A 15,370-nucleotide genomic window follows, 5' to 3' on the forward strand; every position below is an offset into this window, starting at 1 on the left:
ATAAAGGTGATAATGCAAACCTTATATCTGCAATATCTCAAGGAGCTAATGATGGTCTTCAAATGGCTTTAGGTATAGGAGCATCGCTAATTGCTATAATATCTTTAGTTGCTTTAGTTAATGGTGTATTAGGAGTAGTTGGACTATCGTTAGAACAAATTTTATCATATGTATTTGCACCTATAGGATTCTTAATGGGTCTAGCAAAGGAAGATGTATTTACTGCAGGTCAATTACTTGGAAGTAAGTTAATATTAAATGAATTTGTTGCTTTCGGTCAATTAGGTCAAATATTAAATACTTTAGATTATAGAACAGGACTAATGATGTCAATATCTTTAGCAGGATTTGCAAACATAGCTAGTATGGGTATATGTATATCAGGTATATCAGTATTCTGCCCAGAAAAAAAAGGTGTGTTATCAAAACTAGCATTCAGAGGAATGATGGGTGGATTCTGTGTAAGTTTATTAAGTGCTTTAATAGTAGGATTAATAATGGCTATATAATTAACACTTATCCTAAATAGTAATTAAATTTAAAATGATTTTGCTCACATGTGGATTAGGATATCTAAGAAATATGTGAGTAAAGTTATTTATATGGAGTTATAATAAAAAAGCAAATTTTAAATCAGGAAAGGATAAATTATATGCATAATCAATTAAAAAATCATGCTATAAATATAAGAAAAAATATAGTAGAAATGATAACAAAGTCAAAATCAGGTCATCCAGGTGGATCTTTATCAGCTGTTGAAATACTTACGTATTTGTATTTTAAAGAAATGAATATAAATGAAAGTAATTTAGATAGCAAAGAAAGGGACTATTTTGTACTTAGTAAAGGTCATGCAGCACCAGTTTTATATGCAACATTAAGTGAAAAAGGATTTATACCTCAAGAAGAACTTATGACTTTAAGGACATTAGGTTCTAAGTTACAAGGACATCCTGATAGTAAAAAAATAAAATCAGTAGATATATCTACGGGGTCTTTAGGACAAGGTATATCAAATGCAGTAGGACTAGCATTAGGTGCTAAAATAGATAACTCTGATTCTAGAGTATATACACTTTTAGGAGATGGAGAGCTACAAGAGGGGTTAGTTTGGGAAGCTGTTATGAGTGCAGCTCACTATAAATTGAGTAACTTAGTAGCATTTATAGATTATAATAAGTTACAAATAGACGGAAATAATGAAGATGTAATGGGAATAAAACCTTTAAATAAAAAATTTGAAAGTTTTGGATGGAATGTAGTAAGTATAGATGGACATGACTTCAAACAAATAGAAGAAGCATTACAAAGTGCAAAAAATGAACATAAAAAACCAACAGTTATAATAGCAGAAACTGTAAAAGGTAAAGGTGTATCTTTTATGGAAAATAATGCAGGATGGCATGGAACTGCACCAAATAGCGAGCAAAGAGATTTAGCAATAAATGAGTTAGAAGAGATGAGAAAGGGGTACTTATAATGGGATTAGCTACACGTGAGGCATATGGAAAAGCATTAGTAGAATTAGGAGCATTAAATGAAGATATAGTAGTATTAGATGCTGACCTTTCAAAATCTACGAAAACAGCAGATTTTGCGAAAGCTTATCCAAACAGATTTATAAATGCTGGTATAGCAGAACAAAATCTTTTAGGTATGAGTGCAGGACTTTCCAGATATGGTAAAATACCATTTGCTAGTACTTTTGCAGTTTTTGCATCAGGAAGAGCTTTTGAAATAATAAGAAACTCAATATGTTATCCAAAGGCAAATGTAAAAATAGCAGCAACTCATGCAGGTATAACAGTAGGAGAAGATGGTGGATCTCACCAATCTATAGAAGATATAGCTATAATGAACTCTCTTCCTAATATGAGCGTATTAGTACCCGCAGATGCTAAAGAAACTAATGAGATAATAAAGTATGCAGCTAAACATATAGGACCTGTATATATAAGACTTGGAAGACTAAATAGCGAAGATATATTTGGTGATGATTATAAGTTTGAATATGGAAAAGGTGTATGCATAAAAGAAGGTAAGGATTGTACTATAATATCTACAGGACTTATGACAGCCATGGCAAAACAAGCTTGCGAAACTCTAAAAGAAGAGGGAATTGATGTAAGACTTATACACATGCCTACTATAAAGCCTATAGATAGAGAAATAATACAAAAAGCAGCAGAGGAAACAAAATTCATACTAACTTGTGAAGAACACTCTGTTATAGGAGGACTAGGTCAAATAGTTGCAGGTGTTACATCTGAAACTGTTCCTACAAAAGTTGTTAAGTTAGGAGTAAATGATGTGTTTGGTGAATCTGCAACTCCACAAGAATTATTAGAAAAGCATGGATTAACAAGCGAAAATATAGTTAACCTTATAAAAAGAAACCTAGAAAAATAAAAGTTTAAATACTGTAAGATGCACATTATACAAAGAAGAGGAGATATATTTATGAATAATAAAGAGTTATTAGAATTAGCGGAAAAAGCTAGAGAAAATGCATATGTTCCATATTCTAATTTTCATGTTGGCGCAGCAGTAATTACTAAATCAGGGAAAATCTATACTGGGTGCAATGTAGAATGTGCATCTTTTGGAGGAACTAATTGTGCAGAAAGAACAGCTATATTTAAAGCTGTATCTGAAGGTGATAAGGATATATATGCAATAGCTATAGCTAGCGACAATTCAGAAAAAAATGAAATAACAGCTCCTTGCGGTATATGCAGACAGGTAATAGCTGAATTTGGATTAGATATAAAAGTAATACTAGGTTACTCTAAAGGAGATATAAAAGAATTTAAAATAAAAGATTTATTACCGTATTCATTTACGAGTGCAGACTTAATATAGGGAGAAGAAAATATATGAAAATATTTATAGATACAGCAAATGTAAGTGAAATAGTAGAAGCTAATAGCTGGGGAATAATAGATGGAGTAACTACAAATCCATCACTTATAGCTAAAGAAGGTAGAGATTTACAAGAAGTTATAAATGAAATATGTGGGGTAGTAGATGGACCAATAAGTGCAGAGGTAATAAGCTTAGAAGCTGATAAAATGGTTGAAGAAGCTATGGAATTAGTTAAATTGCATAAAAATATAGTTATAAAAATACCTATGTGTATAGAAGGATTAAAGGCAGTTAAGGTATTATCTGATAAAGGGATAAAAACTAATGTAACTTTAATATTCTCATCTCAACAAGCATTATTAGCAGCAAAAGCTGGGGCTACATATGTTAGTCCTTTTGTAGGAAGAGTTGATGATATAGGTACTAGAGGAATAGAATTAATAAATGAGATATCTAATATATTTAAAATGCATAATATATCAACAGAAATAATATCAGCAAGTATAAGAAATCCTATACATGTATCTGAATGTGCATTAGCTGGATCAGATATAGCAACAATACCATTTGGAGTATTAAAACAAATGGCTAAACACCCTCTTACTGATATAGGAATAGAGAAATTTTTAGCAGATTATAATGCAAAATAAAATTTTAATGATATAATAAAATATTAAACGACAAATATAAAAAAGGAGAAATTGTATCATGTTTAATGTAGCACCAATTGAATGGGTAGGATATGCAGCATCTATTTCTGTTGCAATATCACTAACAATGACAAATATTGTAAGACTTAGAATAATCAACTCTATAGGATGTTTATTATTTGTTATATATGGATTATATTTAGGAGCTTATCCAGTGGCTTTAGCTAACGGTATAATTGTTTTAATTAATATATATAATCTATATAAACTTCAAAGTAGCAATAAATGTAAACTATCAAAAGGGGTTGTCTCAAAATAAGATTATCCTAAAATAAATAAAAACTATAATGATTAGTTTTCTGAGGGTGTAGATAAAGTCTACACTCTTTTATTTTTGTAAATACTGATTATAACCTATAAGTACATCAACCCATTTTTTATATGAATTTTATACGATATATTCTATAGTGATTATATTGTATAAAGCTATCAATATGATTACGAGTATATTAATATTTAATTCTACAGAAAAAGTTATAAACTTAATAATGATAACACATAACAATGAAATAACAGAAATGGCTGATGTATGTGTAAAGGTAAAATATCGAATAAAATAGTATAATACACCGATAGTATTAGAATCAAAGGAAGATGTTTAGACATCTTCCTTTTGTGATATAATCAAGTTATCAATAATATGTTAAATTTATACAAAATTCTTCCATCATAAAGATAAGGAGGATTTATCAAAGCAATGTAGATTATTTTTTAGAACTTATAATAAATAAAGTTTAGTGTATAAATAAGATTGTAAAATATGGAGGTAGCAATGAGATTTATTCATACATCAGATTGGCATCTAGGAAAAACTCTCGAAGGTCAATCTAGAATAGAAGAGCAAATAAAGTTTTGTGAAGACTTTATAAATATAGTAAATGAAAATAATATAGATATGGTAATAATTGCTGGAGATATATACGATACATCAAACCCACCAGCAGTAGCTGAAAAATTATTTTATAAAACAGTTTCAAAACTTGCAAATAATGGACAAAGATGTATTCTTATAATTAGTGGTAACCACGATAATCCTGAGCGGTTATCAGCAGCAACCCCACTAGCACATGAACAAGGAATAATAATACTTGGAAATCCATTAAGTAAATCAGAAGTAGCGAAGTATAATGGATTTGAAATAATAGAAGCTAAAGAAGGTTGTGTGAAGTTAAAAATAAATGATGAAAAAATAGTAGTAATAACTTTACCATATCCAAGTGAAAAAAGACTTAATGAAGTAATACTACAAAATAATGAGGATAAAGAAAGACAGCAAACATACTCACAAAAAATAGGAGAAATATTTACTGAACTAGAATCAAACTTTGAAAAGGATTCTATAAATATAGCAGTATCTCATCTTTTTGTAACAGGTGGAGAAAGTACAGATTCAGAAAGACCAATAGAATTAGGTGGAAGTTTATTAGTAGAAAAGAAACACTTACCAAGTAAAGCTCAATACATAGCACTTGGTCATTTACATAAACCACAAAAAGCATCTCAAAGATTAAATGCTTATTATTCAGGCTCACCGCTACAATATAGTAAAGATGAAAGAGCATATACAAAAGGTGCGTATATAGTAGATGTCAAAGCAGATAAAAAAGCTAAGATAGAAGAAATTTATTTTAATAATTATAAACCAATAGAAGTATTTAAATGTAATGGAATAGAAGAAGCACTACAAATATGTGAAGAAAATAAAGAACGTGATATATGGTCTTATTTCGAAATAAAAACAGAGGAAGTAATATCTCAATCAAATATAAAGAAGATGAAAGATATTTTAAAAGATATTATAGAAATAAAGCCTATAATAACATCACAATATGAACATGACCATATAGATATGAAGGATAAATCCATGGCAGAAATGTTTAAAGAATTTTATTCATTTAGTAGAGGATTGGAACCTAAGGGAGAGCTTATGGACTTATTTTTAGATATAATAAATGAAGAAGGTGAGACTGAAGATGAGACCAATTAAATTAGAATTAAGTGGATTAAATAGTTATATAGACAAAGCAAGTGTAGACTTTGAAAAATTAACTGATAGAGGATTGTTTGGTATATTTGGAAATACAGGAAGTGGTAAATCTACTATACTTGATGCTATTACTATTGCTATGTATGGAAATATATCAAGAAATACAAAGGAATTTATAAATAGTAGTTGTGATAAAGCTATCATTTCATATGAATTTGAAATAGGAAGTAAAAACACTAAAAGAAAATATAAAGTTGATAGAACTATAGTTAGAACTAATACAGGTACTAAGACTTCATATGCAAGATTAGTGGAAATAAATAATGATGGTACAGAATCTGTACTTGCTGATAAAGTAGGGGATGTAAATACAAAAGTAGCACAAATTGTTGGATTAACAGCAAATGACTTTACAAGGTCAGTGGTACTTCCACAAGGGAAGTTTAATGATTTCTTGAAATTAACAGGCTCAGAAAGACGAGATATGCTAGAGAGAATATTTAACCTTGAAAAATATGGAAGGGGATTAATTGATAAAGTAAGAAAAAGAAAAAACACTCAATTACAAAATCTAAGAGATATAAATGCAAAACTTAGTCAGTACAATGGAGTAAATGAAGACGTTTATAAAGATGTAGAGAAAGAGCTAGAAGAATTAAAAAAATTAGAAATACAAACAAATAAAGATTTTGAATTAGCCCAAAAAACATATACGGAAAGTAAAGAGATTTATGAAAAACAAATAAAGAAAGAAACTTATGAAAAAAGAAAAAAAGAATTAGACTTAAAAAGTCAAGAAATAAGAGATAAAGGTGCACAATTAGAAAATGCTAATAATGCAGAAAAAATAAATCCTCATATATTAGGAGTTCAAAACCTTGAAAAGAAAATAAATGAAGATACTTCTAATAGTGAGACTTTAGAGAAAAAATTAGATATTTTAAATAAAGAATTCTTAATAACTAAAAATAAATATGAAGAATTATATTTATTAAAAAATGAGAAGATGCCAAAATTAAGTGAGGAAAAAACAAAGCTTCAAAGAGCATCACAATTAGAAGAAGAATTAATATCTATAGATAAAGAATTAAAAGAAATTAAAGAAAATGGTATTAATTTAGGAAAAGAAAAAGAAGTTTTAGAAAAAACTAAAAATGATTTAGAATCTAAGAGAGAAATAATTTTAAAATCAATAAAAGATTTAGAAAATAATATAAATAAACTAAAAATTGGAGCTGATTTAAAACAAAAGATATTCTTGGCCTACGAATATGAAAAAGAATACAACAAACTGTTAGAAGAGAAAACTGTAAAAGGTGATAGATTAAATGAGTTATCTAAAAACCTAGAAGAAGTAAACTTAAAAATAAAATATATACAAAGAGATAAAAGTGTAATAGATAGCAAGCTAAATGAAATAGAAATACATCAAGATGGTTTACTAAAAAAATCTCCTGGAGAAAATGATGATATAGTAAGCAAAACTGAGCATATAACTGGATTAAGATTAAAATTAGATATTGTAAAGGAAAATGAAGATAAAAAGAACAAATTACAAGTAGAATTAAATGGTATTTTAGAGAATAAACATCATATTGAAAGAGAAATAAATGTATTAAATGATAAATTAGAAAGCACTAGAAGAAATATAGGAGACTTAGAAAAAGAAGTAGATAAGTTAAGATATTTAAATCTAGCATCAGAACTTAGAAAAGAACTAAGAGAAAACATGCCTTGCCCAGTTTGTGGGTCTAGGCACCATGAAAACTTAGAAGAAGGAAATAATGATGAAAAAATAGCATTTACTAAATCTAAGTTAGAAAAATTAAAGCAAGAAGAATCCTCTATAAAAAATAAGATAGATGAACTAAGTGGGTATAATAGTGAATATACTTCTGCAGAAAAGATAAAAATGAAGGAAATGCAAGAATTAAAATCTAAGATAGGAGAGATTAACTCAAGTGAGTTATCTAAAAAGCTAGATGATGAAAGTAGAAAATTAGAAGCATTAAAAAATAGTGTACAAAGATGGCAACAAGATAAAGAAGAAACAGAATTAAAACTTAATAAATTAAGAGAAGAAAAAAATTTAATAGAAAAAGAAGAATTAAAATTACAAGAAAGTATAAATACATACAAGAAATCATCTAAAGAAATTAAAGAAGAATTAGAGGTAATAGAAAGTAAATTTAAAAAAGTAAAAGATGAATATGTAGGTCTTAAAACTATAGTAAAAATACAAGACTTAAGTAGCAAAGTATATGAAATAAATAAAAATGAAAAGCTTATAGAAGAATTAAATGATGAGCATTTAAAGGTAGCTCAAAGTAAAGAAAAAATAGAAGAAGAAATTAAAAATTACCAAAATAATCTACATAAAACTGAAGTAGATTTAAATATAGCAAGAGAAGTATATAGTGAAAAAAGAAAGGTAAGAGAAGAAAAATACAGTGATATTATAGCAATAACAAAAGGAGAACTATCAAAAGTACTTTTAGAAAATTTAGAAATAACTATAAATAAGTTAATAACTCAAGAAGAAACAAGTAAGAAAAATCTAGAAGAACAAAGAATAGAATGTGATAAATATAGTGCTGAAAAATCAAATGTTGATGGTAGATTAAAAATTGCTAAAGAACAATACAAAATTCAATCAGAAACATTAAACCAATTACTTATAGATTATAAATTTGATAATATATATTCTGTAAAAAGAGCATTATTAGAGCTAGATCATACTAGAAGACTTCATGATGAAATAATTGAGTATGAAGAAGAACAAAAAATATTAACACTAAAAATTGAGGAATTAAAGGAAAATTTATTTGGAAGAAAGATTAAACCAGAAGACTTTGAAGAATTAAAGAATAGTATATACAATTTAAGAGTAGAGGTAGGTCGTATAGCAAAAGATATCGGGGCTAAACAAAATATATTAAACACACTACAAGAATCATTAGCTAAGGTCAAAGAGTTAAATAAAGAATTTAAGTTGGTTCAACATCAAGTAGATTTATTAGAAGATTTAGACAAGATAGTTCAAGGAAATAGATTTGTAGAATATGTTGCAACGAATCAACTAAAATATATAGCATTAGAAGCATCAAAACGATTAGAAGACATAACTAAAGGAAGATATGCTTTAGAAATAGACTCTACATTAAACTTTGTAATGAGAGATAATTTTAATGGAGGACAAAGAAGAAGTGTAGATACCTTATCTGGAGGAGAGACTTTCTTAACTTCATTATCTTTAGCCTTAGCATTATCATCTCAAATACAATTAAAAGGAAGTGCACCATTAGAATTCTTTTTCTTAGATGAAGGATTTGGATCACTTGATAACGAACTATTAGAAGTTGTTATGCAATCGCTAGAAAGATTACACAGTGATAAGCTAAGTGTAGGAATAATAAGTCATGTTGAAGATCTTAAAAATAGGGTTCCTATTAAGTTAGTGGTATCGCCAAGTGAAGCTGGAACAGGATCTAAGATCAAAATAGAGTATAGTTAAGGATAATTTGGTATTTTTAAACAAATTATAAAATTAGTTTTAAAGCTTTATGTTTGCCGAAAATAAGCAGATATAAAGCTTTTTTATTATACAAAAAAAGTGACGTCTACGAGGGGGAGTTCGTAGACGTCATATATATACTTATTAGGGGGAGAGATATATAATTTCCGCTCTCATTTATAATTATTAACTAAAATTTGTTTTATATACATGTAACATAAATTTTAGTTAATAAAAATTTATTATTTTCATAAAAAAAGCCACCTAAACAAGGGGGGGGAAGAATAGGTGGCTAAGAATATTTTTTTGGGGGGAAAGAAATTTTTTATATCCGATCATTAATTAAAATACTAACAGGAGTTTTGATATTCATATTATTTTTTAAGAGAAACTACTGATTACTTTTTAAGCTTCTCTTAATATAACATATGCATTAACTGCAAAAAGTGACACATTATAATAAAAAATATTTTAAAGTTTATAAAAAAATATTTTATTGATACTTATTAGTTATATTTGTCTAAATTTATCCTAGATTTAAATTCATCAAACCCAATTCTATCTATGTAAGAACCTAAACGTTCTTTTCCAGTTGCATTTTTTGAATATAAAGTTACTATTTCATCAACTAAATCTAAAACCTTATCATCGGGAACATTTATAATTAATTTATCTCCGAGTCTAGGCATTGTTCCACCTTTTCCACCTACAAATACAGCCCATCCTTTAGGCATACCCATCAATCCTATATCACGAGTATGATTATCAGAACAGCTATTAACACACCCACTTACACCAATTTTTAACTTATTAGGAAGGTTCATGCCATGATATCTATCATCAAGTTTTAGCCCTATAGATACAGAGTCTCTAAAACCTCTTTTACAAAATGCTGTACCTGGACAAGTTTTTATACTTCTGACACATAAACCTATTGCAGCACCAGGAGACATTCCTAAATCACCCCAAGCCTTATCTATGTCATCTTCCTTTAAACCTACCAATGCGATACGTTGTGCTGCTGTAATTTTTATTGCTGCTACTTTATATTTATCAGCAACATCGGCAAGTTTTCTGAGCTGGTCTGATGTTATTAACCCAGCAGGAATATGTGGTGCTATAGCATAAGTTTCTTTATCTCTTTGAAGAACAGCTCCTTTATCTAGTAAATCATTCATAAAAAATACCTCCATTTACATTTTGTATTAGTATATGGATATATTAAAATTTTTATTAACTAAATAATAATCATAAATATATATACATATATGTATATATAAGCTAAGTAATTTATCCTATATATGACATGTAAAGAAGTAAATATTTATCATAGTTATTAGGGAATAATATTTTAAGAATCTTAACTTATCAGTGATTTGTATTATTTCCTAATTATACTTAAATGTGCTATAATATATTAACATAAAAAACATAAAACTAGGAGTGTGGTAAAGGTTGGAATCGGCCAGTAGTTTGATTCAAATTATAATTTTAGTGATATTGCTTATAGGTTCAGGGTTTTTCTCAGCATCTGAGACAGCATTAATGTCACTAAGTAAGATAAGAATAAGGTACATGAAAGAAGAAGGAATAAAGGGAGCTAAACTGGTAAGTAATTTAATAGAAGATCCCAATAAACTATTAAGCTCAATATTAGTTGGGAATAACGTTGTAAATATAGCAGCAACATCTATATCTACATCATTATTCATAACTTTAATGGGAGCACAAGGAGTACCTATTGCAACAGCTGTCATGACTGTGTTAGTATTAATATTTGGAGAAATAACTCCAAAAACTATAGCAGCTAATAATTCAGAAAAAATAGCTATTTTAGTATCTAAACCAATTAAATTGATTATATTTATAGTAGCACCTATAGTATGGATATTCAATATAGTTACAAATGTAATATTTAAACTGTTTGGAATCCAAAGTAAAGGAGTTCAACCATATATAACTGAAGAAGAATTAAAAACTATGGTTAATGTAAGTCATGAAGAAGGGGTACTTGAAATAGAAGAAAGACAAATAATAAATAATGTATTCCAATTTGGAGATATGCAAGCCAAAGAAGCTATGGTACAAAGATTAGATATGATAGCTATAAATTCAGAAGATTGCTATGAACAAATTATAGAAATGTTTAAAAATGAGAAATTGAGTAGAATGCCAGTATATAATGATTCGATAGATGATATTATAGGTATACTTAATATAAAAGATATAATATTTTTAAATAATGAAGAAATTTCTAAATTTGACATTAAAAATTATATAAGAGATCCATTCTTCACATATGAATTTAAGAAAATTACCCAACTTCTTGAAGAAATGAAAATTGAAAAAAGTCAAATGGCTATAGTCGTAGATGAGTATGGGGGAACAGCTGGTTTAATAACTATAGAGGATTTAGTAGAGGTAATAGTTGGAGATATAGAAGATGAGTTTGATGAAGAAGAAGAGGATATTATAATAATAAAAGAAGATGAATATGTTGTTGAGGGTAGCATCAAAATTAGTGATGTAAATGAGTTTATAGGGGTTAAATTAGAATCAGAAGAATTTGATTCTATAGGTGGATTTATAATAGGGCATTTAAGAAGATTACCTGAAGAAAATGAAGTCATTGAAGTTAATAATATAAGATTTTGTATAGAAAGTTTAGATAAAAATAGAATAAAGAAAATAAGAATTTTTACTTAAGATAAAACACTGCTATAAGCAGTGTTTTATTTTGTATAAAATGGTAATAATGATAAAATATACTTAAATGGAGTGATAATATGTCTGTACTAGATAGAAGTTTTTTTATAGGTGGTATGATAGCATTTATAATCAGCCTTATATCTCAAAAACTTAAAGTGAAGTTTAGGATAAATAAAGGTGTATCAACGTTAATTTTAAGCTTTTTAGCAGTAGCAGCGGTTTTAGCTTTAGTATTTTAGATGTTCCTTATGGAACAATTCTAGGGTTTGTTGCAGCAATATTAGACTTAATTCCATTTTTAGGAATAACTGTGATATATGTACCTGCAATAATTTACTATTGGATAGTAGAAAATTATTTTTTATTTATATCAATAGGAATAGTTTTTGTACTTTTATCATTACTTAGACAAATATTAGAGCACAAATTAGTATCGGTAAACATAGGACTTAGTCTATTAGTGGCTTTAGGCGCTATATCTATTGGAATACAGGTAAAGGGTATAATAGGTATTATTTTTTGCCTAGGATTAGTTATGATGCATCAAATATTAAAAAAGGTAGATATACTTTAGTATCATTTTGTAATATAATGGAATTACTTAAATGTATATATCATTTACTAATCAATATAACAAAAGAAAGAAGGATAAAAACATGAGAGAAAAAGTGTTAGAAAGATTTTTAAAATACGTTACATTTGATACAACTGCAGATCCTAAAAATGAAAATTGTCCATCGACTGAAGGTCAAAGAGTATTTGCTAATTATCTAGTAGAAGAATTAAAAGGACTAGGATTAAGTGATGCAAATGTAGATGAAAATAGCTATGTTATGGCTACATTAAAAGGAAATACTGAGGGAGTAGAAACAATAGGATTTATAGCTCACTTAGATACAGCACCAGATGTTACAGGGAAAGATGTTAAGCCTAGAATAGTTGAAAATTATGATGGAAAAGATATTGTATTAAATGAAGAATTAAATATAGTTACTAAGGTAACAGATTATCCTGAACTTGCAAAATTTGCAGGTGAAGATTTAATAGTTACAGATGGTACTACATTATTAGGAGCAGATGATAAAGCTGGTATTGCGGAAATCGTTACAGCTATGGAATATTTAATAAATCATCCAGAAATAAAGCATGGTGATATAAAAATAGGATTTACTCCAGATGAAGAAATAGGAAGAGGAGCAGACTTATTTAAGGTTGATAATTTTGGAGCTAAATATGCATACACTATAGATGGCGGTATAATGGGTGAACTTCAATATGAAAACTTCAATGCAGCTGCAGCTACTATAACTATACAAGGAAGAAATGTACACCCAGGTAGCGCTAAAAATAAATTAGTTAATGCCCTACATATAGCAGCAGAGGTATCAGAAATGTTACCTGCTAGCGAAAGACCTGAAACTACTGAAGAATATGAAGGTTTCTATCATTTAAATGATATAAATGGAAATGTCGAAAGTGCAAGTATGGTTTATATAATAAGAGACCATGATAAAGCTAAGTTTGAAGAAAGAAAAGAATTTATGCAAGCTACTATAGCTAAAATGAATGAAAAATATGATGGAAGAATAACTTTAGATTTAAAAGATCAATACTACAATATGAGAGAACAAGTAGAGCCAGTTAAATTTGTAGTTGACATAGCTGAAGAAGCTATGAAAGACTTAGATATAAATCCATTAATAATACCTATAAGAGGTGGGACTGATGGAGCTAGATTATCATTTATGGGATTACCTTGTCCAAACATATTTACTGGAGGGCTTAACTTCCACAGTAAAAATGAATGTATACCAGTAGTAGCTATGGAAAAATGTACTCAACTTATAGTTAAAATAGCAGAAAAATATGCACAAAGATAAATTGTGATATAACACAAAAGAATGGTATTAGTATAGATGCTATATTTATATCTGTTTGAGAATTAGGAATATATGAATTAATATTAGCAACTAAAATACTTAAAAAAATATATATAAAAATTTGCAATAATAAAAAGCACTATGTAGACAATTACATAGTGCTTTTACTATAAGCAATAAAATTTAATATAGTTAATAATAAAGAACTATTATAACTAAACTGTATTATTAATCTTCGCTATTAATAGATATAATTTCCCCAGTATTTATATCTATTAAATCAAAGTTCATGTCAAGTTCATCTTCAGATTGAACTACATTGACAATAGCTACAGAGTGAGTTCCATCCTTTGGAATAGAAGTACTTCCTGGATTTAAAACTACTAAATTTTCATCACAATATAATTCTTTAACATGAGTATGACCAAGTATAAGTATATCAGCACCCATATTTTTAGCATTTCTTACAGTGTCATCCTTAGAATCAGCATATCCATGAGTCATAACGATTCTAACTTCACCAAACTGGCTCATAACATAAGGACTTTGAATTGGATGGTTTATAACCATCTGGTCTACATCAGCATCACAATTACCTCTAGCTATAAGTATATTATGAACTTCATTTATTTTTGAAATAAGACCCTTTGGATTGTATCCTTTAGGTATATCATTTCTAGGTCCATGGTATAGTACATCTCCACCATGTAAAATAACATCACACTCAGATAATATATTTAATGCTTTTTCAAAATAAAGTAAACTTCCATGAGTATCACTCATTACACCTATTTTCATATTTCAATTCCTCCTAAGTATGTATTATAAAAATTTTTCAGAAACTCTACTCCAAAATTCGTGGTCTGCCATTCTAAGTAATTTTATTTTAACGTCAGATACAAATATTTTAATATAAGATATTTGACTATATCTATGTTCAACTCCATCGATAACTACTAATATAGAATCTTCAAATCTATATTCAGGTGTAATCTTTATTATTGAATCATTAGAAAAAATTATACTAGAAGTAAAACTTCTATAAGCATTTGTGTTTATAGGGTGAAGAGGAGTAAGTTGCATAAGATTTAAACTTGGATCAACAATACTTCCTCCAGCTGCATAATTATAAGCTGTGGAACCTGTAGGTGTAGATACTAGCATGCCATCACCACAAAAATTTTGAATATGTTTATCATTTACCTTTAAATTAATATGTATAGTTCTAGATTTATCACCTTTTATTACTACTTCATTTATAGCAAACATGTCAAAGCAGTGTTTATTAGTACAAACACTAGCTTGCACAAGAGAGATATCTTGAATAAAATAATCTTTTTTTAGATAAGTATCAATAAACTTATCTATATTATCGGGAGAAATTTCTGGGAAAAAACCAAGGTGTCCTGTATTTATTCCAACAACAGGTACTTCAGGAAAATCAAAATCGTGAATAGTCTTTAAAAAAGAACCATCGCCACCTATTGATATAACAAGTTCTGTATCTGGATGGAAATCATAGCTTACTTCAAATCCCATATTTATTAGTTTCTCAGTTAGTAGTTTTTTAGTCTCAATAGACTTACTTACTTGGTTTGAATTTATAGTTATAATTCTTCTCATTTTTCCACCCCTTTATACTTTGTATTATAGCATAATTTAGCAAAACTATTGATATTTAATTAAAAGTAAACGCACTAAATGT

The 15,370-nt window shown here is 28.1% G+C and carries 16 protein-coding genes; 13 read left to right on the plus strand and 3 right to left on the minus strand.

Translation table 11 applies throughout. The features are described 5' to 3' along the window. The 9 genes from VLM92_RS04770 to VLM92_RS04810 all read left to right on the plus strand — a co-directional run. On the plus strand, positions 1-509 hold a 509-nt coding region (locus VLM92_RS04770; RefSeq protein ID WP_325275213.1), incomplete at its 5' end, for a nucleoside transporter C-terminal domain-containing protein. A 143-nt stretch (positions 510-652) separates the two neighbouring features. Next, positions 653-1,480, plus strand: a complete 828-nt coding sequence (locus VLM92_RS04775) for a transketolase (RefSeq protein ID WP_325275214.1) — start codon at positions 653-655, stop codon at positions 1,478-1,480. Beyond that, positions 1,477-2,409: a transketolase family protein gene (locus VLM92_RS04780; protein WP_334309494.1), complete on the plus strand. Its 933-nt coding sequence runs from the start codon at positions 1,477-1,479 to the stop codon at positions 2,407-2,409. Before VLM92_RS04775 ends, VLM92_RS04780 begins: the two co-directional genes overlap by 4 nt. Before the next feature lie 51 nt (positions 2,410-2,460). Beyond that, positions 2,461-2,862: a cytidine deaminase gene (locus VLM92_RS04785; protein ID WP_325275216.1), complete on the plus strand. Its 402-nt coding sequence runs from the start codon at positions 2,461-2,463 to the stop codon at positions 2,860-2,862. Between the two features lie 14 nt (positions 2,863-2,876). Further along, the gene (gene fsa / locus VLM92_RS04790) at positions 2,877-3,515 is read left to right on the plus strand and encodes a fructose-6-phosphate aldolase (protein ID WP_325275217.1); all 639 of its coding nucleotides are present in this window, start codon (positions 2,877-2,879) and stop codon (positions 3,513-3,515) included. Between the two features lie 58 nt (positions 3,516-3,573). Continuing rightward, complete coding sequence (locus VLM92_RS04795) at positions 3,574-3,834, plus strand: YgjV family protein (protein WP_325275218.1); 261 nt, start codon at positions 3,574-3,576, stop codon at positions 3,832-3,834. A gap of 175 nt (positions 3,835-4,009) precedes the next feature. Next, a complete protein-coding gene (locus VLM92_RS04800; protein ID WP_325275219.1) occupies positions 4,010-4,135 on the plus strand; it encodes a hypothetical protein in 126 nt (41 codons plus the stop codon). A gap of 212 nt (positions 4,136-4,347) precedes the next feature. Then, the gene (locus VLM92_RS04805) at positions 4,348-5,562 is read left to right on the plus strand and encodes a metallophosphoesterase family protein (RefSeq protein WP_325275220.1); all 1,215 of its coding nucleotides are present in this window, start codon (positions 4,348-4,350) and stop codon (positions 5,560-5,562) included. Next, positions 5,549-9,076: an AAA family ATPase gene (locus tag VLM92_RS04810; RefSeq protein WP_325275221.1), complete on the plus strand. Its 3,528-nt coding sequence runs from the start codon at positions 5,549-5,551 to the stop codon at positions 9,074-9,076. The genes VLM92_RS04805 and VLM92_RS04810 overlap by 14 nt, the downstream gene beginning before the upstream one ends. Before the next feature lie 506 nt (positions 9,077-9,582). Here the strand turns inward: VLM92_RS04810 and VLM92_RS04815 are convergent. Then, positions 9,583-10,254, minus strand: a complete 672-nt coding sequence (locus VLM92_RS04815; protein ID WP_325275222.1) for an NAD(P)/FAD-dependent oxidoreductase — start codon at positions 10,252-10,254, stop codon at positions 9,583-9,585. A gap of 277 nt (positions 10,255-10,531) precedes the next feature. Between VLM92_RS04815 and VLM92_RS04820 the strand changes: the two genes are divergently transcribed. The 4 genes from VLM92_RS04820 to pepT all read left to right on the plus strand — a co-directional run bounded on the left by VLM92_RS04820 (position 10,532) and on the right by pepT (position 13,665). After that, on the plus strand, positions 10,532-11,782 hold the full coding sequence (locus tag VLM92_RS04820; protein WP_325275223.1) for a hemolysin family protein: 1,251 nt from the start codon (positions 10,532-10,534) through the stop codon (positions 11,780-11,782). 80 nt (positions 11,783-11,862) lie between these two features. After that, entirely contained in the window at positions 11,863-12,024 is a 162-nt protein-coding gene (locus VLM92_RS04825) for a hypothetical protein (RefSeq protein ID WP_325275224.1), read from the plus strand. Positions 12,025-12,041: 17 nt separating this feature from the next. Further along, on the plus strand, positions 12,042-12,359 hold the full coding sequence (locus VLM92_RS04830; RefSeq protein WP_325275260.1) for an AI-2E family transporter: 318 nt from the start codon (positions 12,042-12,044) through the stop codon (positions 12,357-12,359). 82 nt (positions 12,360-12,441) lie between these two features. Then, the gene (gene pepT / locus VLM92_RS04835) at positions 12,442-13,665 is read left to right on the plus strand and encodes a peptidase T (protein WP_325275225.1); all 1,224 of its coding nucleotides are present in this window, start codon (positions 12,442-12,444) and stop codon (positions 13,663-13,665) included. A 228-nt stretch (positions 13,666-13,893) separates the two neighbouring features. Here pepT and yfcE read toward each other — a convergent pair whose 3' ends face one another. Together yfcE and VLM92_RS04845 are read right to left on the minus strand one after the other, a co-directional pair. Further along, entirely contained in the window at positions 13,894-14,463 is a 570-nt protein-coding gene (gene yfcE, locus VLM92_RS04840; RefSeq protein ID WP_325275226.1) for a phosphodiesterase, read from the minus strand. Positions 14,464-14,487: 24 nt separating this feature from the next. Continuing rightward, the gene (locus VLM92_RS04845) at positions 14,488-15,288 is read right to left on the minus strand and encodes an NAD(+)/NADH kinase (protein ID WP_325275227.1); all 801 of its coding nucleotides are present in this window, start codon (positions 15,286-15,288) and stop codon (positions 14,488-14,490) included. Positions 15,289-15,370: the final 82 nt, after the last annotated feature.

Origin of the sequence: Romboutsia sp. (assembly GCF_035470145.1) — a bacterium.
In the GTDB taxonomy this organism is placed as follows: domain Bacteria; phylum Bacillota; class Clostridia; order Peptostreptococcales; family Peptostreptococcaceae; genus Romboutsia_D.

Bases quoted from the DNA above. Each gene is read 5' to 3' on its own strand.
- VLM92_RS04800 (WP_325275219.1), top strand. From the start codon at position 4,010: ATGATTACGAGTATATTAATATTTAATTCTACAGAAAAAGTTATAAAC.
- VLM92_RS04775 (WP_325275214.1), top strand. From the start codon at position 653: ATGCATAATCAATTAAAAAATCATGCTATAAATATAAGAAAAAATATA.
- VLM92_RS04785 (WP_325275216.1), top strand. From the start codon at position 2,461: ATGAATAATAAAGAGTTATTAGAATTAGCGGAAAAAGCTAGAGAAAAT.
- VLM92_RS04825 (WP_325275224.1), top strand. From the start codon at position 11,863: ATGTCTGTACTAGATAGAAGTTTTTTTATAGGTGGTATGATAGCATTT.
- VLM92_RS04795 (WP_325275218.1), top strand. From the start codon at position 3,574: ATGTTTAATGTAGCACCAATTGAATGGGTAGGATATGCAGCATCTATT.
- VLM92_RS04815 (WP_325275222.1), bottom strand. From the start codon at position 10,254: ATGAATGATTTACTAGATAAAGGAGCTGTTCTTCAAAGAGATAAAGAA.
- VLM92_RS04805 (WP_325275220.1), top strand. From the start codon at position 4,348: ATGAGATTTATTCATACATCAGATTGGCATCTAGGAAAAACTCTCGAA.
- pepT (WP_325275225.1), top strand. From the start codon at position 12,442: ATGAGAGAAAAAGTGTTAGAAAGATTTTTAAAATACGTTACATTTGAT.
- yfcE (WP_325275226.1), bottom strand. From the start codon at position 14,463: ATGAAAATAGGTGTAATGAGTGATACTCATGGAAGTTTACTTTATTTT.
- VLM92_RS04810 (WP_325275221.1), top strand. From the start codon at position 5,549: ATGAGACCAATTAAATTAGAATTAAGTGGATTAAATAGTTATATAGAC.
- VLM92_RS04845 (WP_325275227.1), bottom strand. From the start codon at position 15,288: ATGAGAAGAATTATAACTATAAATTCAAACCAAGTAAGTAAGTCTATT.
- fsa (WP_325275217.1), top strand. From the start codon at position 2,877: ATGAAAATATTTATAGATACAGCAAATGTAAGTGAAATAGTAGAAGCT.